Raw genomic sequence first — 25,713 nt, forward strand, 5'->3', positions numbered from 1 at the left:
GCAGGTCGGAAGCGGCGATGTCTACAGGTTCACAACGTTGTGACCGGAGGGTTGTTCCAACCGCAACGCGTTCACGCGTCCGTGGATGGCTGACCTCCCGGCGGAACCTTTGCGGCGGCCTCCTCGTTTCAGCCTGCGGCTGAGGGTCTGCCGGCACAAAGTGACCCGGACACGGAGCGCGATATGCGGTTTGCTGCGGTGCTGAACCAGGACGGCGGCACCCTCCGTACCATCGACATGGAAGCATTTTCCGAAAAGCTGCGTCAGATCCTCGAAGCGGCGGGGCATTCGGTCGAGATCGACATCGTTGCCGGTCGCGACGTCGCCACGGCGCTGGAAAAGGTCATCGCCAGGCGAAATATCGACGTTGTTCTCGCCGGAGGCGGCGACGGCACGATTTCCACCGCGGCATCCCTCCTCATGAACAAGAAGAAGGCCCTGGCCATCTTGCCGGCTGGCACGATGAACCTGTTTGCGCGCGGCCTGGGCATCCCGCAGACATTGGACGCGGCGTTGCAGTCCTTTGCCGACGGCGAGGTGATCGCCGTCGATATGGCGAGCGCCAACGGCCAGCCCTTCGTGCATCAGTTCTCCGTCGGCATGCACGCCAAGATGGTCCAGTTGCGCGAGAAAATGGATTTCGGCTCGCGCGTTGGAAAGATGCAGGCGTCCGTGCGCGCGGCGTGGGCGGCTATCAAGAACCCGCCGGCGCTCAAGGTGAGCCTGAGCATCGGCAAGACCGAGATCGTCGCCCGCACGACCGGCATCGGCATCTCCAACAATCTGTTCGGCGAAGGCCACCTGCCCTATGCCGACAACCCGGCTGGCGGCGTGCTCGGCATCTATGTCAGCGTCGCGCGCCGGCGCCATCATCTGGCGAAGCTGCTGCTGGACATGCTGCGCGGCAGGTTGCGCCAGAGCGCGCATGTCGAAGTGCATCAGGCTGGCAAGGTCGTGCTGAAAATCCGTTCGCCCACCAGGAAGTTCAGCGCGGTGCTGGACGGCGAATTGATCAGGCTTGAGAGGGAAACCACGGTCGAGATTCACCCCGGCGCCCTGAACGTGCTTGTCCCGTCCCGCAATGCGCAGGCGAAGGCGGCGTGATGGAAAGATCAGCCGCCTTGAGTGGATTTCTGCTCGGCGGGCGGCGCCGTCGGCACGTTCTGCTGGGTGGTCGGCGACTTGATCAGCTCGCCGTAGATCTCGACCGCGCCCCACGCGATGAAGGCGAGCAGCAGCCCGGCGATGAGGATTCTGAGGGCGTGCCAGCCCCAATGCCCCTGGCGAGCTTTGTCTTCAGGTACGATCTTGGTCACGATTGGCCTCCATGCTGCGCGGCGGCGGGCGCTTCAGGCACGACATGGTCGGTAACGGATCCTGTTCGGGAAGGTTCCGTGTCGGAAAAGACGCCCCGCAAGCATGCGGCAACCGATTGCGTGTATATGATGGCCGATTGCGTGGCGTTTTGAGGGAATGGTGAGCAGCAAGGCGGATAGTTTGCCAGCGGACGTCAGCCGCGTCGTGATCGATGCGGAGCGGCTCACCCTCCTTCAGGGCCTGGGCGCCATGGATACGGCAACCGATCCGGACTTGGACCGTATCACCGGTCTCGCTGCGGCAATTGCCGAAGCGCCTGTCGCGTTGGTGAGCCTGATCGGCAGCAGTCGCCGACGATTAAAGGCGCGCATCGGCCTCGACGAGAAGGAGACGCCGGCCAGCACTTCCTTCTGCGCCCACGCCATCGCCGCCGGTGACGATCCCATGGTGGTGACCGACGCCACGCTCGATCCGCGTTTCGCCGACAATCCGCTGGTCACGGGCAAGCAGCACATCCGTTTTTTTATCGGCGTGCCGATGATGGTGGCCGGTGCCAGGATCGGTACGCTCTGCGTGCTCGATCGCCAGCCGAGACCGTTTCCGGCCGAGGAAAAGCTGGCGAAGCTGAGAATGCTGGCCGACCTCGCGGCCAGCCTGTTCGCGCTGAAGGACGCCACCCGCGACGGCGCCATCGCCAAGGCGGAACTGGCGCGCGAGGAAAAGCGCCGCGCCATCGCGCTCGACGCCGCCTCACTGGCGAGCTGGGCGTGGGACATACGCACCGACATGATCGAATGCGACACGCTTCTGGCCGAGCTTTTCAACCTGCCGCCTTCGAACCGGCTGAAGGCGCGCGACATCCTGCGCGCCATCGACCCGCGCGACGTCTACCAGACCGAGACGCGTTTCCGCGACGCGCTGAGCGGCAGCGACGACTATTTTGGCGAGTACCGGGTCAAGGGGGTCCATCCACCCCGCTGGATCGCCACGCGCGGACGCGTGATCGAACGCGACGGCGAGGGCAAGCCGACGCTGATCTTCGGCGTCAACTACGACATCACCGAGCGCAAGCTCGGCGACGAGCGGCAGCGCCTCTTGCTGCGTGAGCTCAACCACCGCGTCAAGAACACATTGGCGACCGTGCAGGCGCTGGCGACGCAGACCGTCCGCCACGCTCGCCAGCCGAGTGTGTTCCTGGAGGCCTTCGGTGCCAGGCTGCAGGCGCTCGGCGCCGCCCATAACCTGCTGTCCGACCGCGAATGGCGCGGCATTGGCATCGGCGAATTGGCACGCATCGAGGTCAGGGCTTTCGACACGGGCCGCCAGCCGCGTATCGCGATTTCGGGTCCCGAGCTTCTGCTCTCGCCCGATCAAGCGGTCGGGCTCGGCCTGTTCCTGCATGAGCTCGCCAGCAACGCGATGAAATACGGCTCACTCTCCGCGCCGTCGGGAAAAGTCGATCTCGACTGGAAGACGCAAGGTCGCAAAGGCGCGCGCCGCCTGGTGCTGACCTGGCGCGAAAGCGGTGGGCCGCGGGTCGAGCCTCCGGATCGCCAGGGTTTTGGCTCGATCCTGATCCGCCGCAGCCTCGCCAAGGTCATCGACAGCGAGGTGATCCACGAATTTCGCCCGGATGGCGTCTTCGCCGAAATATCGATGCCGCTCGAGCCGTCCTTGAAATGAGCGCTCCGGCACTGCTCAAGGCAAGTCTTCCGGGTCCGGCTTCGACGGCCCGGACTTGGTGTTCTCGCGATAGATAGCATACGCGACGACCGCCAGGGCAGGCGCGACAACGGCTCCAAGCCCGCCTTTGCTTTTGGCGAGGGCCGGAAGCAAGGCAAGTGCTGCGGTAACGCCCGCCGCCGTCATATTGGCCTGGCGTCGCCGCGCGCGGCGCTTGCTGCGCATGCCGGCCGCCAGCTTGTGAATGACGAGGATGAGCCCGGCAACCACCAGGAAGCCGATGCCGAAGCCGAGACTGGTCGCCATCGGTCCGTAGCGGACCGCCAGCCAGATGTAGGCGGCGCCGATGAGGAAGCCGACACCGCACACGGCGAAAATGGCGGCAAGCCCGTAAAGGATTGCCGCGGTCCGCGCCCTGTGCAAAGCGGCCATCGCCTCGCCCGAGGCGAGGGCCGAGATCAGCGAGACAAGCGCCCCCATCTGCGGTTAGCGGCGGGAAAGCAGGGCGAACAGGTAACCGACGCCCGCCGCGATGGCCAGCGAGGTCACCGGCTTCTCGCGCACCTTGGCGATCAGCTGCGCTTCGATATCCTCGGCTCTTCCCCGCATGCTCTCGAACGCGGCTTCGCCCTGCGCGCGCAATTGCTCGACGCCGTCCGCGGCAGCGCGACGGGCCGCGCCGTAGCCGTGTTGACCGGTCGTGGCGAGTTGCTCGGTGAGTCGCTGGATGTCCGCTTTCAGTTGCTCGATATCGGCCTCCAGATCGGCGGCGGTTGCTTCGTCTGTGGCGGATTTGCCTGCGGCGGTTGCCATTCTCTAACTCCTTGTGTTTGCGTTGGTTTCAACGCCCCTTCGGCGCCATGGTTCCGGTCGTTGCAAGCCAACCTAGATCAGCGGCCTGCATTCCTCGCCTAGCCCCTCCCAGCGGGCAAGCTTCTTCAGCCCGTCATAGTCGATCACTTCGCAGCCGCCGTCCCGCCAAATGATGAGCTTGCGGTCCATCAGCTTGCGGATCGTCTTGTTGGTATGGACCAGCGAGAGGCCGAGTGTGTCGGCGATGTGCTGCTGCGTGATCGGGATCTGCACCGGTGTCTTGCCGTTGAGACCGGCGCCGCGAGCCCGGCGGGCGATGAAGGCGATAAGATAGGCGGCGCGTTCAAGCGCGGTGCGGCGGCCGATGCTGAGCAGGTTCTCATCCAGCATGCGCTCCTCGCGCGACGCAATCCAGGTGATGTCATAGGCAAGGCCGGGATGGTTGCGATAGAGTTCCTGCAGCTGATCGCGTTCGAAAACGCAAAGCAGCATCGGCGACAGGGCTTCGACGGAATGCTGCATTTCGCCCATCAGACTTCCCTGCAGGCCGATGAGGTCGCCAGGCATGGAAAAATTGAGGATCTGCCGGCGCCCGTCGGGCAAAAGCTTGTAGCGGAACGCCCAACCCGACAGCACCGTGTAAAGATGCGCGCTGTGGCTGCCTTCGACCAGCACGGTCGCACCTCTGTCGACAGCCAATTCGCCACGCTTGAAGGTGTCGATAAAGGACAATTCCTGCTCGTCGAATTCGCGGAAGGCCGGCAGCGCCCGCAGCGGGCATTTTTCACAAGGATATTGGCGAGTGGCAACCAAACGTCCGGACATTCGACCCCTCTTCGAAATCCCTGCCCTAGGGGCGCAAGGAAACGTTTGAGGGGGGCAGCGGTTCCGCCGGGGTCATGTCCATGTCTTTTTTAAATGACATCGTGACGGATTGCGCGCATGAGTGCGTCTGCCAAGGAGATACCCCATGGGTGACAGCATTGCTTGACGGATTGCGCATTCTCGTCCTCGAAGACGAGTTCCTGATAGCGATGGATGTCGAGCAGCTTTGCCGTGACCACGGCGCCGCGGATGTGACGATCGCGCGCGAGATCGCCGACATCGACGGGCAGGCGCTGCCTTCGAGCTTCGACGCGGCAGTTGTCGATCTGATGCTTGGCGGGGTGTCGACCCTGGATTTCGCCGCGCGGTTGCGCGCAGAGGGCGTGCCGTTCGTATTCGCCTCCGGCTATTCGGATTCCGACGAAGTCAAGAACTCGTTCCCCGACGTTCGACTGGTGACCAAGCCTTACTCGGGCGACGATCTCGTCGAAGCCGTGGCGATCGCCTGCGGACGGCCCGCTCCGGCGGCCTGACGGTCGCCGCCGAGGCAATCTCAGGCCGCCTGCGTGCTCACATCATGGCCGGTGCGAATCCGGGTTTCCCAAGGAAATGCCGGATACGTCAAGCGTGCCGAATGATGACGCCGAATGCGCGAGCAGGTACTTGTCGCCTTCGCGTCCCGAAAGTTAAGCCGCGTTCGAACCTGTGACCTGCGCTGAGATCGCGTCGGGTCCGAACTCGTCCTCTCCGGAAATCTTGAGGATCTCCTGCAGCCTGGCGCGCGCCCGGCTGACGCGGCTTTTGATCGTGCCGACCGCGCAGCCGCAGATCTCGGCGGCTTCTTCATAGGAGAAGCCGGAAGCGCCGATCAGGATGATGGCTTCGCGCTGGTCCTCGGGCAGTTGCTCGAGCGCGCCGCGGAAATCCTTGAGATCGAGCTGGCCATGCTGAGCCGGATGAACGGCAAGCCTGGCCGTCATGATGCCGTCGCTGTCCTGCACTTCGCGGCCGCGCTTGCGCATCTGCGAATAGAATTCGTTGCGCAGGATGGTGAACAGCCAGGCCTTCAAATTGGTGCCCGGCTGGAAGCTCTCATGCTTGTCCCATGCCTTGACCAGCGTTTCCTGGACGAGGTCGTCGGCCCGGTCGGCATTCTGTGTGAGCGACACGGCGAAAGCCCGCAGGCTCGGGATCGCGCCGAGCAGCTCGGTCTTGAAACTCTGGGATACCGCCGCCATGCCTCAGTCCTTTTTCTGGGCAGGTTCGGTCTGTTCCAGCTGGCTGAGCAGCTGAGCGAAACGGTCCGGCACACGATCCGAGACCAGTTCGTCATAATACTGCTTGAGCTTGCGAGCGATTTCGGAGTTTGCACCAAGCGGATTGCCATCCCCGTTCCGATGCCTGCTTGCGGCATCAGCCATCTGTTTTTTTGACATTTCCTTCATAAATAGCCCTAATTTCCAGCACCCGAGCCGCTCTTCGACTTCAAACCACAACGCAAGCGGAACCCTCGTCTGGTTGCCCATCCCTGGATCCGAAACGCTTGCCTGCTAATTTAGTTCCGCGGCCGGCGGAACTTTTTCCAGAAGCCGGCGTTTGATGCAGAGGGGCTTGCAACCAATGCGGCCTTGAATATGAAACGTCATCTGAGGGAGACGTCAATAATGAGTCTGTCCGCAACCATCGCTCCGCATCTCCCGTTCCTTCGCCGCTTCTCGCGCGCGGTTTCGGGATCGCAGGAGAGCGGTGACGCGCTGGTCGCCGCGATGCTGGAAGCCATTATCGCCGATACCAACATCTTCCCCGAAGCCTCGAGCGACCGCATCGCGCTGTACAAGGTTTTCGCCAGGCTGTTCACCTCCGTGGCCATCCGCGTGCCGCAGGAACAGGCGCAGACCGCCTGGGAGCAGCGGGCCGCGGCCAATCTGAATGCGATCGCGCCCCTGCCGAGGCAGGCTTTCCTTCTGGTTGCCGTCGAGGGCTTCAGCGAGGACGAGGCGGCGGAGATCCTCGACGTCGACGAGGATGAGTTCTCGGAGCTGCTTGCCCAGGCGAGCAACGAGATTTCCCGGCAAGTTGCGACCGACGTGCTGATCATCGAGGACGAGCCTCTGATCGCCATGGATATCGAGGAGATGGTCGAGAGCCTCGGCCACCGCGTCGTCGGCACGGCGCGCACGCATGCCGAGGCTGTGGCCTTGTTCGGCAGGACGCGGGCGAAAATGGTTCTGGCCGACATCCAGCTGGCCGATGGGAGCTCGGGCATCGAAGCTGTCAACGAGATTTTATCCTCGACGCCTGTGCCGGTGATCTTCATCACTGCCTTCCCTGAACGCCTGCTGACCGGCGAACGGCCCGAGCCGGCCTTCCTGGTCACCAAGCCGTTCAATCCCGACATGGTCAAGGCTTTGATCAGCCAGGCCCTGTTCTTCGACCGTCAGGCCAAGGCCGCCGCCTGATCCCTTCCGAAGCTGGATCTCGAGTGTCATGCGAGGGCTTCGCGCCATGCGTGATGCTTGGCTGTGTGCGGTCTGAAAAGCTCGCTTTGGGGGATCGTCTTTTTCAGCAAATGGTGGAACAAACGGCATCTGGCCACGTTCTTTTCCCGACATAAGAAGGAGACGCATCATGCTGTACTGGGCGCTCGTATTTCTCGTAGTTGCGATCATCGCCGGCGCGCTTGGGTTCGGCGGCATCGCCGGCACTTCGGCAGGCATCGCGCAAATCCTGTTCTTCATCTTTCTCGCCTTCCTGGTGATTTCGCTCATCGCAGGCCTCTTCAGAAGAGCCTGACCGCAACACTGGAAGCCGCACCCCTCAAACGGTTTCCAGCCACCGCCGGACGGCGCCTCGAAAGAGCACCGTCCGGCGGACCGTTTTTGGAAAGACCAATTTCAGGGTGTCGACTCGTGCGGAACAAGTTGCGGATTGGGCCGTTCAAGGGCCGAGTGGGGGATTTCCGATGCCTTCCCAAGGTCCCACACAAGACAGGTTCGAAAAGCGCGAAGTGATCGCGATGCATCCCTCGGAAAGCGGGATGCAGGTGGGGCGGGCCTTGCTTCACGCCCTGCACAATGCAGGTATTTCGGTTCTCTACCAGGATCGGCAGATGGAAACGGTCTGGGCGCGCAACATGAACGCGCCCTGGGCCGCCGATACAGCCGACGGCAAGGACTTGCTCTCGCCGGCGCAGGCCGAACGCATAAGGGCCGCCAAACTCAAGGTGATCGAATCCGGCAACCCGGACCAGCTCGAGCTCAGCATTCCGGGGCACCAGGGGGTGCGCTGGTTCCAGCTTTGGATCGATGCAGACCAGGGGGAAGCCGGCGATGTCCTCGGCGTCGTCACGACGATGGTGGAGACGACGGAGCAGAAACGCCGCGAGCAGACCCTGAAGACATTGCTGCGCGAAGTCAGCCATCGATCGAAAAATCTGCTCGCCATCATCCAGAGCGTCGCCACTCAGACCGGGCGGTATACGGAGACGCTCGGCGAGTTCCTGGCGCGGTTTCGCGGCCGGCTGCAATCGCTCGCGTCCTCGCAGGATCTCGTCACATCCTCCAACTGGCGAGGAGCAGCGCTGCACGAGCTCGTATCCGGCCAGGTCGGCCGCTACAGCAGCGATCTGGCTCAAAGCCTGCGGTTCGCGGGCGAAAATCCTTACCTCAACCCCAACGCTGCCCTGCATATCGGTCTCGCCATGCATGAGTTGGCCGTCAACTCAGTGAGCTATGGCGCACTGTCGCGGCCGGACGGCCATGTCGAGGTGCGCGCCAAGCTCGAGGCTGAAGACGGAACCTCGCCCAACCTCTTGCTGACCTGGACGGAGGCGGTCGGCGACGCGCAGCGCAATGAGAAGCGTTTCGGCAGCGTGGCGCTGGAACGCGTCGTGCCGATGTCGCTGAATGGCTCCGCGACGCTGGAGATCGGCAGAGACCGGATGGAATATCGTCTCACCGTTCCGCACGGGAATTTCGAGACGGATTGAGAGCCGCCGCCGATAGGGTAAGAGCAATTCCAGGAAAAATGTGCAACCGTCAGGCTCGGCGGCTTCGCCGCAGCCGTCCGCAATTTCGTCAGACGGAGATGGGAGCGCTTTGCCGGCGGAGCCCTTAACCGGCTGTTCACCATAAAGTCCGATCCTGTGCTCCCGGCTGACGATGCGCCGGAAACCCACCCGCGCCCCGGCGCGACCTGGGGAGACTGAAATGATGGTTGCCGACATGAACAGGCTGGAGCAGGGCGCCCGCGTCTCGATGAGCGGCTTCCAGGATGCCGAGCTGCCGCGGGCGCCGCGGTCGTCGCATCTTTCGCTCCGCCTGGGCGCGATCGCGCTTCTGGCCGCCGTGGCCTTGACCGCGGCCTGGCAATTGTTCTGACCCCGCACGCGGCTTTGACTTGTCGGCCACTATGGATCCCGCGCTGGACGACTGCGATCGGATCGTCGGGAACGTGCGGCCCGACGGCACGCAATTCGCAACGCGGGAGGTGCCCGGCATGCTTGTCGCGTCGAACGGCAAGCGTGCCGAAAACACTACGTTAGGCAACAGTAAAATCGGGCAGGCAAAGCACCTTTTTTCATGCTAAATGGTTGCTGGCACTGCCGAAAGTGAGGACAAAAGTGAGGAGCAATTCTATGCGGAAGATGATGATTGCCATGGTTGCCGTGGTCGCTGTCAGCGGCTGCACAACGACCGAGCAGGACGTCGTCGGCGGCGGCCTGATCGGCGCCGGCGTGGGCGGCTTGGTCGGCGGCAGCAAGGGTGCGCTGATCGGCGCGGCCGTCGGCGCCGGGTCGGGCCTTCTGGTTCGCAACCTGCGCAACGGCTATTGCCAGTATCGCGATCATCGCGGCCGGATCTACACGGCTCGCTGCAACTAGTTCAGCACGGGAAAGACCGGGGGCCGGCAGCCGGCCTCCGGTTTGCTCTGAATTCAAATTCAAGTCGCTGTCTTGCCTTACGCGCCCAGCGGGATCCTGATTTCCACCTTCAATCCGTCGGCGTGGTAGTCGCGCGCGATCGTGCCGCGCAATTCTCGCGTGACGTTGAGATCTATCAATTTGGTGCCGAAGCCGGTCTTGACTGGCGCTTCCAGTTCCTTCTGACCCGCCTCGCGCCAGTTCAGAACCAGCGTTCGCTCGCGACCGCGGCCGTTGACGCTCCAGTCGACCTTGAGGGCGCCCACCGAACTGCCGGCCTCGCCATATTTCAGCGCGTTGGTGGCAAGTTCGTGGAAGGTCAGCCCTAGCGCCTGCGTCGTCGTCTCGTCCAGCAGCACTTCCGGCCCTGACAACACGCCGTCGGGAAGGTCCTTGCCGAACACCTGCCCGAGCTCGATGCGCAGCAGGTCGCCAAGATCGGCCTTCTGCCAGCGCGAGCGGGTCAGCATGTCCTGCGATGCAGCCATGGCCTGCAGGCGCGCCGAGAACGAAGCCGAAAACTCCTTCACGTCGGTGGCTTGCGAAGCCGTCTGTCGCGCGATCGCCAGCACGCGGGTGATCGAATTCTTGATGCGGTGCTTCATCTCCTGCAGGATCAAATCCTTTTCCAGCAGGCTCTTCTCGGTCGCCTCGTGCAGCGCCGATTTCGCCTCATAGGCGCGCTCCTGGTAACGCGCCACCAGCGCGATGGCGCCGGCAAGCAGCAGGCCGAACAGTCCGAGCATCACCGGAATGGCGCGCGAGGACGGCGGTTCGAAGGCGCTTGTCGGCCTGAACAGCACGGTCCAGGGCCGGCCCGCGACAACGATATCGCGACGCGCCAGAAGCGTCGCCCCGATGCGTTCTGCCGGCGGCGCCTCCGAACGGAACAGAAGATTGCCGTCCTCGGGCTTGCCGTCATAGACCTCGACATTGACCGGCAGCAGCGGAGAACGGCTGAGCGCGACCTGGAACAGGTCCTGCGCGCGGAACGCGGCGTAAAGAAAGCCGGCCGTCGAGGAGCGGCTTGCATTGATGACATCTGGCGCGGTCTCGACGTTCAGACGCACGAAAACCAGGAACCCGGTGAAGGTCTGCGCCACGCCGGCGCCCTGGCCGAGCTGGACCAAACCGCTCGCATGCTGCCGGTCGTCTGCCATCGCCTTTTCGATCGCCGCGCGCCGTACCGGCTCGGTGAACATATCGAAGCCGATGATCGACTGGTTGGAGGCAGCGAGCGGCTCGAACAGCACGATGGGCGTGCGCCATTGCTGCGTCGTGGCAGGATAGATCGGATGCGCCGACCCATGGTCGTGCAGGATGTCGCGTTCCACCGCCGCCTCGTCGCCGGTCTTGGCGAGCCTCAGGAAGCCGATGCCGCGCAGCCCGGCGAAATTGTCGTCGATGTCGAGGGCGGTGAAGAAGGCCTTGAATTCGCCGCGCGAGATGTCGCCGTTGCGGGCATCGAACAGCGCCTGCGTCGAACGCAGCAGCGACAGATGCAGGTCGACGCGGCTCTCGATGCGGTTGACCGCGTCGTCGGCCGTGCCCTCGAACTTGATCCGCGCCGCCTCCTGCGTCGCGAAATAGGCGAACCCTGCCATGGTCAGGCTGATCAGCGCGACGGCGACAAAGGCAAGGATCGGAAAGAGCTTCTTCAAATCAAGGATGCGGCCCGTGGACGGTCGACGATCTTTATGGGCAAGTCTCGGCGCCAACACAATGGCGCGGTCAAACCATCACCGCGGTTGGTACATCACGCAGCCGTTAATTAGCCGGCTACCAGTTCGACTTCATGCTGCGATCTTCAGCGCCCCCGGGCCCGGAATGGCGCCCGGCGGGCATCTGCCGAGGATGATCATGCCGAGCACCTCGTCTTGGGTGACATCGGTGGTGCGCGCCGTGCCGACCACCTGGCCGTTCTTCATCACGCAGACCCGGTCGGCGAGCTCGAACACGTCGTGAATGTCGTGGCTGATCAGGAAGATGCCGATGCCGTCGGCCTTGAGCTGTTTGACCAGTTCGCCGACCTGCGCCGTCTCCTGCGGGCCGAGCGCCGCCGTCGGCTCGTCCATGATCAGGATACGGGCGTTGAACAGGATCGCGCGCGCGATCGCCACCGACTGCCGCTGTCCGCCCGACAGCTTGATAACCGGCTCCTTGAAGCGCTGGAAACGCGGATTGAGCCGGCCCATCACCTTGCGCGCTTCGGCTTCCATGGCGACGTCGTCGAGCGTGCCCCAACCCGTCATCAGTTCGCGGCCGAGGAAGAGATTGGCTGCGGCATCGACATTGTCGGCCAGCGCCAGCGTCTGATAGATCGTCTCGACGCCGTATTTCTTGGCGTCGCGCGGATTGGAGATCGAAGCCTCCTCGCCATTGATGAATATCTGTCCGCTGTCGCGCTTATAGGCGCCGGACAGGATCTTGATCAGCGTCGATTTGCCGGCGCCATTGTGACCGAGCAGCGCCATCACTTCGCCGGGGAAAAGATCGACGGATGCGTCGTCGACGGCGCGGATGCCGCCGAAGGCGATCGAAACGTTGCGCATGTCGACCAGCGGAACGCCGGCGGGAGCGGTCTTGTCAGCCATGATCCCTTTCCTCCCTATAGTCCTTGCTCAGACGCGCTTGCGATAGAGGGTGTCGAGCCACACCGCCACGACCAGCACGGCGCCCACGACGATGCTCTGCAGCGGTGAATCGACGCCGAGCAACACCATGCCGGATTGCAGCGACTGCATCAGCAATGCGCCCAGCATGGCGCCGAGCACGGTTCCGGAACCGCCTGCAAGCGACGTGCCGCCGATGACCGCCGCGGCGATGACCAGCAGTTCATCCAGCGTCCCCAGCGCGTTTGTCGAGGAGTTCTGCCTGGCCGACGAGATCGCCGCCGCGATCGTCGCCAGCACGCCCATGATCATGAACACCTTCATGGTGATCCAGCGCGTGTTGATGCCGGCAAGATTGGCGGCTTCCGGATTGCCGCCGATGGCAAAGACGTAGCGGCCGAATCTAGTGCGCTTGGTGACGAAGGTCATGATCAGGCCGACGGCGACCGCCATCAGCACCGGAATGGCGATGCCGTGCGCGATGAACAGCCCGCCTTCGGGCACGGTGATGTTGTTGGCCGCGGCGTAGCGGTTCACGATGCCGACCGGCCACGGATAGGAGTTGGCGAGCCACACCGCGCCCAGGATGACCGCGCAGGTGACCGTGGCAAGCAGCGTCTCGGCCCAGACCGGACGCAGCGGGAAGCGGAAGCGCTTGCGCTGCACGCGGCCGTTGAAATGCATGAAGATAACCGCCAGACAGGCGACGATGCCGACGGCCCAGCTCCATTTGGCGCCGATCGAGCCCGCCGGGCCGCCGCCCATCAACTGGAACGTGGCGTCGAGCGGCGCAACGGTCTGACCGCTGGTGACCCACCAGGCAGCGCCCCGCCATACTAGCAATCCGCCAAGCGTGACGATGAAGGCCGGCACTTCGAGATAGGCGATAACGAAGCCCTGGAAGGCGCCGATGATGAGGCCGAGCGCCAGGCCGATCAGCAACGCCAGAACCCAGATCCAGGGGTTTCCCAGTTCAAGCCCGACGAAGCGAACCAGGAAATGCGCCTGGGCAAAGCCCATGACCATGCCGATCAGCCCTTCGGCCGACCCGACCGACAGGTCGATGTTGCGCATGACGATGACGAGCACCATGCCGGAGGCCATGATCGCCACGGCCGAAGACTGAACCGACAGGTTCCAGAGATTGCGCGGCGTCAGGAACGTGCGGCTGTCGAAGTCGAGCGGGTTGACGCCAAGCCGCAGGCTGGAAATCACATGCAGCCCGATCCAGATGAGGAGCAGCGCGCCGATCATGCCCAGCATGCGGGTGTCGAGCTCGGTCGCCTTCAGGAACCGGGCAACAGTGCCGAGTTCCGACGCGCGCGCGGTGTCCGCCGGTTGGGTAGACGTCGTGTCGGTCATGATTTCCTCCCACCGGCTTGCCGTCTGGCGCGGATGCCGGAACTCAGCCTAGAAGCTATCCGCCTGAGGCAGAACGGCAAAATCTTTTGAGAAAACGCCGCGGCTTTAAGGCAATCCCAGGAAAGTGCGTAGCGGTTTTCCGTCCGGGATTGCGGCAACAAAAACCAGGAGCGGTTCATTGAACCGCTCCTGGCCGCGGCGCAGGTGTTTTTGATCGAACGTCGGCAAGGCTCAGTTGCAGACCTGGACGCTGCCGGCGGGCACGCCCGCGCAGACCTCGTCCTTCTTGATCCAGCCGGCGTCGATGACGACGTTGAGGTTGTCCTTGGTGATCGCGACCGGCGTCAGGAACAGCGACTTGACGGTGTTGCCGCCGGGCGTCGTGAAGTCCTTGGCGCCGGCGATGTCGCCCATCTTCTTGCCGTCGGCGAGCTGCGAGGCGATCTCGGCGGCGTTCTTGCCGAGCTCGCGCGCGTCTTTCCACACCGACACGGTCTGCGTGCCGAGCGCGATGCGGTTGAGCGCCGCGTGGTCGCCGTCCTGGCCCGAGACCGGCACGGTGCCGGCCAGCCCCTGCGCCGTCAGCGCCGCGACAACGCCGCCGGCGGTGCCGTCATTGGCAGCCACGACCGCGTCGACCTTGTTGTCGTTGGCGGTCAGGAACTGCTCCATGTTCTTCTGCGCGTTGGCCGGCAGCCAGCCGTCCGTGTAGGCCTCGCCGACATTCTTGATCTTGCCGCTGTCGATGGCGTCCTTCAGGACTTCCATGGAGCCCGCGAACAGGAAGTCGGCGTTCGGATCGGAGCCCGAGCCCTTGATGAAGACATAGTTGCCTTCCGGCTTGGCCTTGAACACCTCGCGGGCCTGCATGCGCCCGACTTCCTTGTTGTCGAAGGTCAGGTAGAACACGTCCTTGTTCTCGATCAGGCGGTCATAGCCGACGACCGGGATTCCTTCATCGAGCGCCTTCTGCACTGCCGGGCCGATTGCCGAGGCATCCTGCGCCAGGATGATCAGCGCGTTGGCGCCCTGCGAGATCAGGCTTTCGACGTCGGTTAGCTGCTTGCCCGGATTGGACTGCGCGTCGGCCGAGATATACTTGTCGCCGGCGGCCTCGATGGCGGCCTTCATCGCTGCTTCGTCGGTCTTCCAGCGCTCTTCCTGGAAATTCGACCACGACACGCCGATCACCTTGTCCTTCGCCTCGGCGACGGACGCCAGCGTCAGCGACATGGCAACGCCCGCCAGAATGGCGGCTGCAAATTTCTTCATGATATCCTCCCTGCGCCCGTGCGGCGCGACCCAGACTGGCCCGAAGGCCGGCACAGAGGCTTTTTTTCGAGCCTCAAAAAAATAGTGGTCCAGCACAACAGCGCTGTCAACCGAGATTCTGATGGGTTTTGATGGGCTCAGGCATTTTTTTCGGTATCCGCAATAAATAATGACATGGCCCCTGGCTTCTGCCACAATCCCTAGCGTGTCAGCGACAGGCCATGGCATTATCACAAGGCCGCGATGACTGGGGAGGACGTGCGAAACGATGTCGGTCGGAATCCGCCATGACGATTTGCGCCGGCGCAACCGCGCCATGGTGATTTCGGCGGTACGCCGCGCCGGTCAGCCATCACGGACCGAAATTGCCGCCACCACCGGGCTCAGCCACTCGACCATTTCGGCGATCTCCGCCGACCTGATCCAGGAGGGCATTCTCACCGAAAGCAAGGCCAGCGAGCCGACGGCGTTGAAGCGCGGCCGGCCGCAGATCGGCCTGGCGCTGAACCCTGAAGCCGCCGCGGTGCTGACCGTGGTGTTGTCTCTGAACTTCCTGTCGGTCGCCGTGATCGACTATGCCGGCCAGGTTGTCGCCGAGGAGCAGCAACGCCTGGACACGCTTGTCATGCCCCGCGACGAGCTGATCGGCGAATGCGTGGCGATCGTGCGGCGCCGGCTGCAGGATCCCGACCTCGACATTGGCAGCGTCGCCCGCATCGCCATGGGCATTCAGGGCATCACCGATTCTAATGCACGCGCCATGCTCTGGTCGCCGATAACGCCGCTGACCGACATTCCTTTCGCCGACATTCTCGAGAAGGAGTTCGGCATCTCCGCCACCATGGAGAACGACTGCAACATGATGGCGGTGGCGCTGCAATGGCGCGACCCGGAGCGCTATCGTGACGACTTCATCGCCATCCTGTTGTCGCACGGCATCGGCATGGGTCTCGTGCTCAAGGGTGCGCTGTTCACCGGCACGCATTCCTCCGGCGGCGAGTTCGGCCACATGATTCACCGCCCGGGCGGGGCGCTTTGCCGCTGCGGCCGCCGCGGCTGCGTCGAGGCCTATGCCGGCAACTATGCGATCTGGCGCAGCGCCATGAAAATGAGCGAGGACGCCGAGCCGGTCGACGTCGGCGACGCCGACATGCGGGCCCTTGCCGCGAAGGCGCGCGAGAGGGACGGCCCCGAACGGGAGGCTTACCGCCGGGCCGGCGAAGCGCTTGGTTTCGGTCTCGGCAGCCTGTTCGCCCTCATCGACCCGGCGCCTGTAGCCATGGTCGGCGTCAGCGCGGCCGCCTTCGACCTGATCGAGCCGGCGCTGCGCGAGGCGATCGCCCAGACGGCCGGCGGCCAGCACTCCGAATCGATCTCCTTCGACACCGAGCCGAACGAGTTGCCGCTGATCCGCGAAGGCTGCGCCATGCGCGCGTTGACCTTCGTCGACCAGGAGATTTTCGCGCCGGGAGGCCAGGCAAGAGTGGGGACGGGAAAGAACGTGGCCTGAGGCAGCCTTGAAGAGGTCCGGGACAGCAGCAGACGCTTGAATTAGCGAAGGGAAGGCCCCGCAGCTTCGTCATTCCAGGGCGGAGCAGGAGCGAAGCTCCGTCGCGGAGACCCTGGAATCCATGCCGCTATCTCACGCGTCGAGCGCAGCGGCACAGAATTCTGGACTGTCGCAACGCATCGACATCACGGAATGGATCCTCGGGTCTGCGCTGCGTCGCTGCGCTCCTTGCTCCGCCCGTGGATGACGAAGCACAAGCGTCTCGGCTAACCGCCAATGCACGCGATCCGATGCTGGAGACACAGAACCCGTCAGCGTCTCAGCCCCTATCCCTAATCTTCCCTGATCGCGTAACCCGCCCCGCGGATGGTGCGGATGACGTCCGGCATGCGGCCATTGTTGACCGCTTTGCGCAGACGGCCGACATGGACGTCGACGGTGCGTTCGTCGATATAGATCGTCTCGCCCCAGACATTGTCGAGCAGCTGGCTGCGCGAGAACACCCGGCCGGGATGACGCATCATGAATTCCAGCAGCCGGAACTCGGTCGGGCCGAGCCTGATCTCGCTCTTCTTGCGGTAGACGCGGTGCGACTCGCGGTCGAGCACGATGTCGCCGACCTTGAGCACGCTGGACAGCACCTCCGGCTTGGCGCGGCGCAGCAGCGCCTTGACGCGCGCCATGAACTCCGGCGTCGAGAACGGCTTGACCAGATAGTCGTCGGCGCCGGTCGAGAGGCCGCGCACGCGGTCGCTTTCTTCGCCCCGCGCGGTCAGCATGATGATCGGCAGCCGCTCGGTCTCGGGCCGCATCCTGAGGCGCCGGCAGAGCTCGATGCCGGAAACCGCCGGCACCATCCAGTCGAGCACGAGCAGGTCGGGAACGTTTTCCTGAAGGCGGATTTCGGCCTCGTCGCCGCGGGTCACCACTTCGACCTGGTAACCCTCGGATTCGAGATTGTAGCGGAGCAGCACCCCAAGCGGCTCCTCGTCCTCCACCACCATGATGCGTGGCGCGATCATTGGCAGGTACCCTTCGTCAGGCCGCCGGCGCCGACATTGTCGTCTCGTCCTGCTTGGGACGATTCGCGGGCAATTGCGTGCCGGTCAGCACATAATAGGCGTTCTCGGCGATGTTGGTCACATGGTCGCCGATCCGCTCGAGATTCTTGGCGCAGAACAGAAGATGCGTGCAGGCGGTGATGTTGCGCGGGTCTTCCATCATGTAGGTCAGGAGCTCCCGGAAGACGGATGTGTATTTGACGTCGATGCGCTCGTCGTCGTTGCGAAGCTTGGCCAGCGCCGTGGCGTCGCCCACCGTATATTCCTGGATCACGGCCTGGACCTGGATCAGCACCAGCTGCGCCATGGAATCGATCGAATGCGTGAGGTCGCGCGGCGCGGCGCTGACGCCGACCGAGCCGACGCGCTTGGCGATGTTCTTGGCGAGGTCGCCGATGCGTTCGAGGTCGCCCGCCATGCGGATCGAGCCAACCACATTGCGCAGGTCGTCGGCCATCGGCTGGCGCTTGGCGATCAGCGTGATGGCGCGGTCGTCGAGCTCGCGCTGGCGCGCGTCCATGATGGCATCGTCGGAAACGACGCGCTGCGCCATGGCATTGTCGGTCTCAAGCAGAGCCTTGGTCGAAGCGCCGACCATCGAGCTGGCGAGATCGCCCATGTCGTTGATGAGCCGGCTGATCTGCCTCAGATCCTCGTCGAAGGAAGCGACGGTATGTTCGGCCATGATGATGTCCTCGTATGAGCTCAGCCGAAGCGGCCGGTGATGTAGTCCTGCGTGCGCTTTTCGCGGGGCGAGGTGAAGATCTTCTCGGTCCGGTCGAACTCCACCAGCTCGCCCAGATACATGAACGCCGTCTGCCGCGACACGCGCGCCGCCTGCTGCATGTTGTGGGTGACGATGACGATCGTGTAGTCGGCCTGCAGCTCGTCGATCAGTTCCTCGATCTTGGCGGTCGACAGCGGATCGAGCGCCGAGGCCGGCTCGTCGAGCAGGATGACCTCGGGCTTCACAGCAACGGTACGGGCGATGCACAGGCGCTGCTGCTGGCCGCCCGAGAGGCTGAGGCCGCTGGCGTTGAGCTTGTCCTTGACCTCGTTCCAGAGTGCTGCGCGCTTCAGCGCCTGCTCGACGCGGCTGTCCATCTCGGCCTTGCTGATCTTCTCATAGAGCCTGACGCCGAAAGCGATGTTCTCGTAGATCGACATCGGGAACGGCGTCGGCTTCTGAAACACCATGCCGATCTTGGTCCTGAGCAGGTTGAGGTCCTGCGAGCGGTCGAGGATGTTCTTGCCGTCGAGCAGCACCTGGCCCTCGGCGCTCTGCTTCGGATAGAGCTCGTAGATGCGGTTGAGCACGCGCAGCAGCGTCGACTTCCCGCAGCCCGACGGGCCGATGAAGGCGGTCACGCTGCGCTCGGGCAGGGACAGGTTGATGTCCTTCAGCGCCTTCGACTGGCCATAGTAGAAATTGAGGTTCTTGACCTCGATCTTGGCCTTCTCGACGGTCGTGTCGGCTGCGTTCAGGTCGGTGGACAACATCGGTTTCATCTGTCCTCTCTGCGTCCGGTTAGGCTGCGGGCGATGATGCTCAGCCCGAGAACCGTCAGGGTGATTATGAGTGCGCCCGTCCAGGCCAGTTGCTGCCATTCCTCGTAGGGGCTGAGAGCGAACTGGAAGATGGTTACCGGCAGGCTGGCCATCGGCGCATTGAGATTGCTCGACCAGAACTGGTTGTTGAGCGCGGTGAAGAGAAGCGGCGCCGTCTCGCCGGAGATGCGGGCGATCGCCAAAAGGATGCCGGTGACGATGCCGGACAGCGCCGCGCGATAGGCAACCGAGCGGATCACCACCCAGCGCGGCGCTCCGATGGCGGTGCCTGCTTCGCGCAGCGCGTTGGGCACAAGGTTCAGCATGTCCTCGGTGGTGCGCACCACGACGGGGATCACCAGGATCGACAGCGCGACCGCGCCGGCAATCGCCGAGAAGTGCCCCATCGGCCGCACCATCAGCTCGTAGACGAACAGGCCGATGATGATCGACGGCGCCGACAGGAGGATGTCGTTGATGAAGCGCACCACCGTCGTGAGCTTCGAGAAGCGTCCGTATTCGGCCATGTAGGTGCCGGCCAGCACGCCGATCGGCGTGCCGACGACGATACCGATGATCGTCATGACGATGCTGCCGTAGATGGCATTGAGCAGGCCGCCGGCATCGCCGGGCGGCGGCGTCATTTCCGTGAACACGGAGAGCGACACCCCGGAAAGCCCCTTGTAGAGCAGGGCGCCGAGAATCAGCGCCAGCCAGGCCAGCCCGATGCCCGCCGCGACGACGCACAGCGTCATCATCACGGCATTCTTGCGCTTGCGGCTTTGGTGAAGCGATGCGGCAGTCGACATCGGTCAGGCTCCCGTGCGGCTATCGATGCGCAACAGCATGTAGCGTGCGAGCGCGAGGATGATGAAGGTGATGATGAACAGGATCAGGCCGAGCGATACCAGCGAGGATGTATAAAGGTTGCCGTCGGCTTCGGTGAATTCGTTGGCGATGGTCGCCGAGATCGTCGTGCCCGGCGCAAACAGCGAGGCGCTGATGCGGTGCGCGTTGCCGATGACGAAGGTGACGGCCATCGTCTCGCCGAGCGCGCGGCCGAGGCCGAGCATGACGCCGCCCATGATGCCGATGCGGGTATAGGGGATGGTCACGCGCCGGGTCACTTCCCAGGTCGTGCAGCCGATCCCGTAGGCCGATTCCTTCAGCACCGCCGGCACCGTGTCGAACACGTCCTTGGTGATCGAGGTGATGAAAGGCAGCACCATTATGGCGAGGATCAGCGACGAGGTCAGCAAGCCGATGCCGTAGGGCGGACCGGCAAACAGGCTGGAGAGCCCCGGTATGCCGTGGAAAAGACTGATGATGAAGGGCTGCACAGTCGTCTGCAGGAACGGCGCGAAGACGAACAGGCCCCAGATGCCGTAGATGATCGAGGGAATGCCGGCGAGCAGCTCGACGGCGATGCCAATCGGACGCCTGAGCGGGCGCGGACAAAGCTCGGTCAGGAAGATGGCGATACCGATGCCGATCGGCACGGCGATGAGAATGGCGATGGCCGAAGTGACGATGGTGCCGTAGATGGGCGCGAGCGCGCCGAAATTCTCGGTGACCGGGTTCCAGGATTCGGTGGTCAGGAAGGAGAAGCCGAACTTCGACAGGGCCTCCCACGATCCGGCGACCAGCGAGATCGCGACCCCCCCGAGCAGAACGAGCACGAGTATGGCGGAAAGGCGCGTCGCCGTCCGGAAAACCATGTCGGTGACGGCGAAGCGGCGCACCGTCGCTTCTCTGGTCCGCAGGGCGGACGATGTCGCGGCTTCGGAAACGGCTGTCATTTAGCCCCTCGCATTTCGAAAGAGACAGGAGGGCGCTAGAGGCGCCCTCCTCATTCGGCGGGAATTACATGCCGGAGTAGACCGGCTTGCCATCCTTGTCGACGATGTCCTTGCCCCACATCTCCTCGACGCTCTTCACGACCTTGTCGGGCATCGGAACGTAGTCAAGCTCAGCAGCCATCTTGTCGCCCTTGGCATAGGACCAGGCGAAGAACTTGAGCGCTTCGGCCGTGGCTGCCGCATCATCGGGCTTCTGGTAGACGAGGATCCAGGTGGCGGAAGTCATCGGCCAGGATTCGGCGCCCGCCTGGTTGGCCAGGATAACGCCGTAGCCCGGCTGCGAGCTCCAGTCGGCATTGGCCGCGGCGGCCGAGAACGCCTTCGCGGTCGGCTCGACCTTCTTGCCGTCCTTGTTCACCATGTCGGTATAGGTGAGCTTGTTCTGCTTGGCATAGGCGTATTCGACATAGCCGATCGCGCCGCCAGTCTGCGACACGTTGTTGGCGACGCCTTCATTGCCCTTGGCGCCGATGCCCACCGGCCATTCAAGCGCGGTGTTGACGCCGACCTTCGATTTCCAGTCGGCGCTGACGTCGGCCAGGTAGTAGCTGAAGTTGAAGGTGGTGCCCGAGCCGTCCGAACGGTGGACGACGGCAATCGCCTGGTCGGGCAGCTTGATCTTGGGGTTGAGCTTCTTGATCGCCGCGTCGTTCCAGTTGGTGATCTTGCCGGCGAAGATGTCGGCGAGCGTCGGACCGTCGAGCACCAGCTCGCCCGGCTTGATGCCTTCGAGGTTGACGACCGGCACGATGCCGCCCATCACCATCGGGAACTGCGCGAGGCCGGTGGAGGTGAGATCCTCGCCCTTCAGCGGCGCGTCGGAAGCGCCGAAGGTGACGGTCTTGGCCTTGATCTGCTTGATGCCGCCGCCGGAGCCGATCGACTGGTAGTTGAGACCGATGCCGGTCTCCTTCTTGTAGGCGTCGGCCCACTTCGCGTAGATCGGATAGGGGAAGGTGGCGCCAGCGCCGGAAATGTCGGCTGCCATCGCGGCGGCCATGCTAAGGGTTGATGCCGCAGCCATTGCAATTGCAACGGCCGCCGAGCGGATGAAATGTCTCATGTGGCCTGCTCCTGTTCGGAAGATGGTCTTTCGGCACCCGTTGTATCGGCGCCCGGTCAGCGCAATAGCCCTCGATTATTACAGTCGCATGACAGTTTCGTGTCAGCCCGGTAACGTCTGGACGAGAATGCTCGGAAGGGGTTCCGCAGCAGCCTCGAAGGGCCGGACGGAGTTTGCCGCGGAAATCAGCAACTTGTCTGACTTTTGAAACAAAATTTATCCCGGCGGCCGGATGACGGCCGCCGGGAAATAAAATCCGGACGAGAGTGCGTTGCCTGTAAGCCAGAGCGGATCATGGCCTGGCCATCGCCGAAAACAGGGTCCGTTGGGGTAGAGTCGACGCTGTTTCTTGTCGGCGGTCGCTGCTCCCGCCCGTAACCGAAGAGCGGAATCAATGTCATGATTGTCCGAGCTTGGCGCTTGCTTTGGTATGGTGCGATCGCACCATACGCATGCGTCAGCCCCTTGCCGCCGTCCTGCCCGCCAAATTCGTTTTAACCGGCGTTGCGCCGGGTCTCGACGTCCGAACCCAGCCAGCGCTCGAGCTTTTCGAGCAGCGCCCGCGGACTGATCGGCTTCGGCAGGTAATCGTCCATGCCGGCTTCCAGGCAGCGTTCGCGGTCGCCCTTCAGTGCATGCGCGGTGACGCCGACGATCGGCACATGCGTGCCCATGTCCTCCTCGAGCCGGCGGATCGCGCCCGTCGCCTCCAGCCCGTTCATTTCCGGCATCGATACATCCATCAGGATCATGCGCGGATTGAGCCTGCCGAAGGCGTCGAGCGCCTTGCGGCCGTTGCCGACGATCTCGAAGCGGTAACCGGTCTCGCCAAGAATCTGGGTGAACACCATCTGGTTCACCTCATTGTCCTCGGCGACGAGGATGTCGAGCTCGCGCTCGGCATCGGCGGGGCGCGGACGCGCTCGCGCCGGGGGCGGTTGCAGCATGGCGCGCTCCGATGCCGCCGTCTGCGCCGGAGCGGCTCGCGGGGGACTGGCGGTGCCAATGGCGGGTTGCGCCGCCGCGCTGCTGTGGCGGTGGCGCTGGATGGTCGAGACCAGCGTTTCCAGGAGAATGGAGGAGCGCGCCGGCTTGATCAGCTGCGCATCGATGCCGAGGTCGCGATAGGCCGTGCCGGCAAGCGACTGGTCGACCGAGGTCAGCATGATGATGGGCGTATGCGCCAGGCCCGCCGTATTGCGCACGATGCGCGCCATCTCGGCGCCGGTCATGCCCGGCATCTGATAATCAAGCACGACGCAGTCGACCGGCACGCCGTAGGCGGCGGCGGCAATCAGCACCTTCAACCCCTCGGCGCCGCTTTCGGCCGCGCAGGAATCGAACGTCCACGACGCCATCTGCTCGCTGAGGATCGAGCGGTTGACGGCATTGTCGTCGACGATGAGCACGCGCGCGCCGGTGACGTCGACCGGCATGATGCGCTGCCCGCCCTGCTCGGCCTTGGGCAGCGTGATCGTGAACCAGAAGGTCGAACCCTTGCCTTCGGCGCTGTCGACGCCGATCTCGCCGGCCATCATCTCGACCAGCCGCGAGGTGATGGCAAGGCCAAGCCCGGTGCCCTCATGCCGCCTGGTCGAGGAGGTGTCGACCTGGCTGAACTTTTCGAAAACCTGCTTCAGCTTGTCTTCCGGAATGCCGATGCCGGTATCGGTCACGGAAATGGTGAGCCTCGTTCCCGCCGGAACCCGCTCACCCGTCACGTCGACCAGGACATGACCCTTGTCGGTGAATTTCACCGCGTTGCCGACCAGGTTGGTGACGATCTGCCTGACACGGCCGACATCGCCGACGAACTGGCCGTCGAGGCCCGGCTGGATGCGAACGATGAGCTCGAGGTCCTTCTCCTTGGCGCGCGTCGATACCAGCGTCGCCACATCCTCGATCGCCTCGGCGAGATTGAAGGGCGCCGGGTCGAGCACCAGCTGACCGGCGTCGATCTTGGAGAAGTCGAGGATGTCATTGATGATGGTGAGCAGCGCATTGCCGGATTTGACGATGATGTCGGTGAATGTCTTCTGCTTCGGATCGAGGTCCGACTTTGCCAGCAGTTCCGCCATTCCAAGGACCCCGTTCATCGGCGTGCGGATCTCGTGGCTCATATTGGCGAGGAATTCCGATTTGGCCCGGTCGGCGAGCACAGCGCGCCGGCGTGCTTCGCTCAGCTCGGCCTCGCGCTGCTTGAGCTCGGTGATGTCGGTGGTGGAACCGATGAGATAGAGCGAGCCGTCCGAGGCAATCATCGCGCCCTTGCGCGCGAACTGGTGCCTGACGCTGCCGTCCGGCATCGTCACCGTCTCTTCGATCTCCTGCGTCTCGCCGGTGCGAAGCACGGCAAGGTCGCCGGCGACGAAGGCTTCGCCGTCCGCGCCGAAAATCTCGACATCGGTCTTGCCGATCGCTTCTTCCCTGCTGAAGCCGGTGAGATCGCACCAGCCCTTGTTGACATAGAATTGCCTGAGGTCCGAGCGCTTGGCGTAGATCGACACCGGCACATTGTCGATGAGGCTGCGGAACACCTCGTTCTCGCTCATGCTCTGCCGCAGCGCCTGCTCACGCGCCTTGACGTCGGTGATGTCGGTGCTGGAGCCGACCAGATGCACCGACCCGTCGATCGCCACCAGCCGGCTCTTGCGCGTCATCAGCTGGCGCACCGTGCCGTCGCGGTGGGTGACGGCTTCCTCGATCTCGCGTCCCGCGCCGGTCGCCACGACTTCGTTGTCGTCATTGCTGAAACCGTCCGCCTCTTCGGTCGCGAAAAGCTCGCGATCGGTCTTGCCGAGCACCTCGTCCTTGGGCAGTCCGGTCAGCGCGCACCAGGCCTTGTTGACGAATTCTATGCTGAGATCGTCGGCCTTGATGAAGGCTGCCACGGGCAATTCGTCCATCACATGCCGGTAAAGGTCGATCTGGCGCATGGAATCGCGCAACGCCTTCTCGCGCGCCTTGATGTCGGTGATATCGACACGCACGCCGATGAATGTGCCGTCGTCGGTGCGCATGTCATAGACCTGGTACCAGCGGCCGTCGGCGTTGAGGCGTTCGTAGGCCGAGCTCGGCAAACGGTACCGCTTGAGCATGGCGTCAAGCCAGCGCTCGGTGTCGACGCCATACAGGCTGTCGATTCCGGGGTCGCCGCTCGAGCGGAAATAGCCGACGGAGTGGCCAAGCGCCAATGCCTCACGGAACGTGCGGCCAGGCTGCCAGGCCGGCTTCAGCGCCGGCAGCGTATCCTGCAGCTTGCGGTTGGCGAAGACGAAGCGGTCGTCGCGATCGTAGATGATGACCCCCGCCGGCAGCGACTCCAGCACGGTGACGAGATTCTTGCGCGCATCCTCCGCCTCGTTCTCGCGCTGTTTCATGTCGGTGATGTCGACATAGGAGATCAGCCGCTTGCCACCTGGAAGAGGCGCCAGCGAGGCGATCAGCGTGCGGCCGTCCTTGCGCGGCAACTGCTTGGACCCTGCGCTTCCAGCCCGGATTTCGGCCTCCCGTTCGGCCACATGGCTTTGCCAGGCCTGTTCCTCGGCGCCGAACGGATCGGCATCACGACTGGCTTCCATGAGGTCGCGAAAGCGACTGCCGGCCGGAGCGCGCCGCGGATCGATCTGCCAGAAGTCGTAAAATGCCCGGTTGACCACCTCCGCCCGCAATTCGGCATCGAGAACGATGACGCCGATCGGCATCGAATCGACCATCAGCCTGAGATTGGCAAGCGCCTCCGAGGTCCCGGCCATATCGTGGACGTCGCCGAGAAAGGCCTCGTTGCCGCGTCTGTCCGCCTTGTTGTCCGCCTCGACAGTCCCGTCCGAATCCGCCATTCCTACCCCCAAGGCCGAACTGTGCCGG

The 25,713-nt window shown here is 63.7% G+C and carries 26 protein-coding genes; 9 read left to right on the forward strand and 17 right to left on the reverse strand.

The genetic code is table 11. From position 1 onward, the window contains the following. Positions 1–183 precede the first annotated feature (183 nt). Positions 184–1,104, forward strand: coding sequence for a diacylglycerol/lipid kinase family protein (locus tag LB520_RS07220; RefSeq protein ID WP_224527190.1), 921 nt, complete (start codon positions 184–186; stop codon positions 1,102–1,104). 8 nt (positions 1,105–1,112) lie between these two features. On the opposite strand, the gene LB520_RS07225 is transcribed toward LB520_RS07220, so the two are convergent. Continuing rightward, positions 1,113–1,316: a hypothetical protein gene (locus LB520_RS07225; RefSeq protein ID WP_224527187.1), complete on the reverse strand. Its 204-nt coding sequence runs from the start codon at positions 1,314–1,316 to the stop codon at positions 1,113–1,115. A gap of 157 nt (positions 1,317–1,473) precedes the next feature. Here LB520_RS07225 and LB520_RS07230 point away from each other — a divergent pair, with 157 nt between their 5' ends. Beyond that, positions 1,474–3,000, forward strand: a complete 1,527-nt coding sequence (locus tag LB520_RS07230; protein ID WP_224636993.1) for a sensor histidine kinase — start codon at positions 1,474–1,476, stop codon at positions 2,998–3,000. A gap of 15 nt (positions 3,001–3,015) precedes the next feature. Here LB520_RS07230 and LB520_RS07235 read toward each other — a convergent pair whose 3' ends face one another. From LB520_RS07235 to LB520_RS07245, 3 genes are all read right to left on the reverse strand, one after another. Then, positions 3,016–3,480 carry a phage holin family protein gene (locus LB520_RS07235; RefSeq protein WP_224636994.1) on the reverse strand — a complete coding sequence of 155 codons (465 nt, stop codon included), beginning with the start codon at positions 3,478–3,480 and terminating at the stop codon, positions 3,016–3,018. A gap of 6 nt (positions 3,481–3,486) precedes the next feature. Further along, complete coding sequence (locus LB520_RS07240) at positions 3,487–3,813, reverse strand: YqjD family protein (protein ID WP_095767382.1); 327 nt, start codon at positions 3,811–3,813, stop codon at positions 3,487–3,489. Positions 3,814–3,885: 72 nt separating this feature from the next. Further along, on the reverse strand, positions 3,886–4,638 hold the full coding sequence (locus LB520_RS07245; RefSeq protein ID WP_224636995.1) for a Crp/Fnr family transcriptional regulator: 753 nt from the start codon (positions 4,636–4,638) through the stop codon (positions 3,886–3,888). Between the two features lie 149 nt (positions 4,639–4,787). Between LB520_RS07245 and LB520_RS07250 the strand changes: the two genes are divergently transcribed. Then, positions 4,788–5,171 (forward strand): response regulator, encoded by a 384-nt coding sequence (locus LB520_RS07250; protein WP_224636996.1) that lies wholly within the window; start codon positions 4,788–4,790, stop codon positions 5,169–5,171. A 153-nt stretch (positions 5,172–5,324) separates the two neighbouring features. On the opposite strand, the gene LB520_RS07255 is transcribed toward LB520_RS07250, so the two are convergent. After that, positions 5,325–5,876 carry an RNA polymerase sigma factor gene (locus tag LB520_RS07255; protein ID WP_040985057.1) on the reverse strand — a complete coding sequence of 184 codons (552 nt, stop codon included), beginning with the start codon at positions 5,874–5,876 and terminating at the stop codon, positions 5,325–5,327. Between the two features lie 3 nt (positions 5,877–5,879). Next, positions 5,880–6,083: a NepR family anti-sigma factor gene (locus LB520_RS07260; RefSeq protein ID WP_224527505.1), complete on the reverse strand. Its 204-nt coding sequence runs from the start codon at positions 6,081–6,083 to the stop codon at positions 5,880–5,882. Between the two features lie 219 nt (positions 6,084–6,302). On the opposite strand from LB520_RS07260, the gene LB520_RS07265 reads away from it, so the two are divergent. The 5 genes from LB520_RS07265 (at position 6,303) to LB520_RS07285 (ending at position 9,520) form a co-directional block, all read left to right on the forward strand. Beyond that, complete coding sequence (locus LB520_RS07265) at positions 6,303–7,097, forward strand: response regulator (RefSeq protein WP_224636997.1); 795 nt, start codon at positions 6,303–6,305, stop codon at positions 7,095–7,097. A gap of 169 nt (positions 7,098–7,266) precedes the next feature. Continuing rightward, the gene (locus tag LB520_RS07270) at positions 7,267–7,431 is read left to right on the forward strand and encodes a DUF1328 domain-containing protein (protein ID WP_018429836.1); all 165 of its coding nucleotides are present in this window, start codon (positions 7,267–7,269) and stop codon (positions 7,429–7,431) included. A 169-nt stretch (positions 7,432–7,600) separates the two neighbouring features. Further along, positions 7,601–8,626, forward strand: a complete 1,026-nt coding sequence (locus LB520_RS07275; protein WP_224636998.1) for a sensor histidine kinase — start codon at positions 7,601–7,603, stop codon at positions 8,624–8,626. 220 nt (positions 8,627–8,846) lie between these two features. After that, on the forward strand, positions 8,847–9,017 hold the full coding sequence (locus LB520_RS07280; protein WP_224636999.1) for a hypothetical protein: 171 nt from the start codon (positions 8,847–8,849) through the stop codon (positions 9,015–9,017). Between the two features lie 257 nt (positions 9,018–9,274). Beyond that, entirely contained in the window at positions 9,275–9,520 is a 246-nt protein-coding gene (locus LB520_RS07285; protein ID WP_095767375.1) for a YMGG-like glycine zipper-containing protein, read from the forward strand. A 77-nt stretch (positions 9,521–9,597) separates the two neighbouring features. On the opposite strand, the gene LB520_RS07290 is transcribed toward LB520_RS07285, so the two are convergent. The 4 genes from LB520_RS07290 to xylF form a co-directional block, all read right to left on the reverse strand. Next, the gene (locus LB520_RS07290) at positions 9,598–11,220 is read right to left on the reverse strand and encodes a CHASE domain-containing protein (protein ID WP_224637001.1); all 1,623 of its coding nucleotides are present in this window, start codon (positions 11,218–11,220) and stop codon (positions 9,598–9,600) included. Between the two features lie 132 nt (positions 11,221–11,352). Continuing rightward, positions 11,353–12,153 (reverse strand): ATP-binding cassette domain-containing protein, encoded by an 801-nt coding sequence (locus tag LB520_RS07295; protein ID WP_224637002.1) that lies wholly within the window; start codon positions 12,151–12,153, stop codon positions 11,353–11,355. Positions 12,154–12,180: 27 nt separating this feature from the next. Then, positions 12,181–13,533 (reverse strand): sugar ABC transporter permease, encoded by a 1,353-nt coding sequence (locus LB520_RS07300; RefSeq protein WP_140545901.1) that lies wholly within the window; start codon positions 13,531–13,533, stop codon positions 12,181–12,183. Between the two features lie 231 nt (positions 13,534–13,764). Further along, positions 13,765–14,805, reverse strand: coding sequence for a D-xylose ABC transporter substrate-binding protein (gene xylF / locus LB520_RS07305; RefSeq protein WP_095767551.1), 1,041 nt, complete (start codon positions 14,803–14,805; stop codon positions 13,765–13,767). A gap of 268 nt (positions 14,806–15,073) precedes the next feature. Between xylF and LB520_RS07310 the strand changes: the two genes are divergently transcribed. After that, a complete protein-coding gene (locus tag LB520_RS07310) occupies positions 15,074–16,315 on the forward strand; it encodes an ROK family protein (RefSeq protein ID WP_224633384.1) in 1,242 nt (413 codons plus the stop codon). A gap of 332 nt (positions 16,316–16,647) precedes the next feature. Here the strand turns inward: LB520_RS07310 and phoB are convergent, their stop codons facing one another. The 7 genes from phoB to LB520_RS29110 form a co-directional block, all read right to left on the reverse strand. Continuing rightward, a complete protein-coding gene (gene phoB, locus LB520_RS07315; protein WP_010911896.1) occupies positions 16,648–17,337 on the reverse strand; it encodes a phosphate regulon transcriptional regulator PhoB in 690 nt (229 codons plus the stop codon). Between the two features lie 16 nt (positions 17,338–17,353). After that, positions 17,354–18,061 carry a phosphate signaling complex protein PhoU gene (gene phoU, locus LB520_RS07320; RefSeq protein WP_224602296.1) on the reverse strand — a complete coding sequence of 236 codons (708 nt, stop codon included), beginning with the start codon at positions 18,059–18,061 and terminating at the stop codon, positions 17,354–17,356. Positions 18,062–18,081: 20 nt separating this feature from the next. After that, complete coding sequence (pstB, locus tag LB520_RS07325) at positions 18,082–18,885, reverse strand: phosphate ABC transporter ATP-binding protein PstB (protein ID WP_095767369.1); 804 nt, start codon at positions 18,883–18,885, stop codon at positions 18,082–18,084. Next, positions 18,882–19,733, reverse strand: a complete 852-nt coding sequence (gene pstA, locus LB520_RS07330; protein WP_095767368.1) for a phosphate ABC transporter permease PstA — start codon at positions 19,731–19,733, stop codon at positions 18,882–18,884. Before pstA ends, pstB begins: the two co-directional genes overlap by 4 nt. Before the next feature lie 3 nt (positions 19,734–19,736). Beyond that, positions 19,737–20,723, reverse strand: a complete 987-nt coding sequence (gene pstC / locus LB520_RS07335; protein WP_095767367.1) for a phosphate ABC transporter permease subunit PstC — start codon at positions 20,721–20,723, stop codon at positions 19,737–19,739. Between the two features lie 64 nt (positions 20,724–20,787). Next, positions 20,788–21,846: a phosphate ABC transporter substrate-binding protein PstS gene (gene pstS / locus LB520_RS07340; protein WP_095767366.1), complete on the reverse strand. Its 1,059-nt coding sequence runs from the start codon at positions 21,844–21,846 to the stop codon at positions 20,788–20,790. Between the two features lie 494 nt (positions 21,847–22,340). Next, positions 22,341–25,685 (reverse strand): response regulator, encoded by a 3,345-nt coding sequence (locus LB520_RS29110; RefSeq protein WP_263483644.1) that lies wholly within the window; start codon positions 25,683–25,685, stop codon positions 22,341–22,343. Positions 25,686–25,713: the final 28 nt, after the last annotated feature.

Source organism: Mesorhizobium sp. CA12 (genome assembly GCF_020165255.1).
GTDB lineage: Bacteria > Pseudomonadota > Alphaproteobacteria > Rhizobiales > Rhizobiaceae > Mesorhizobium.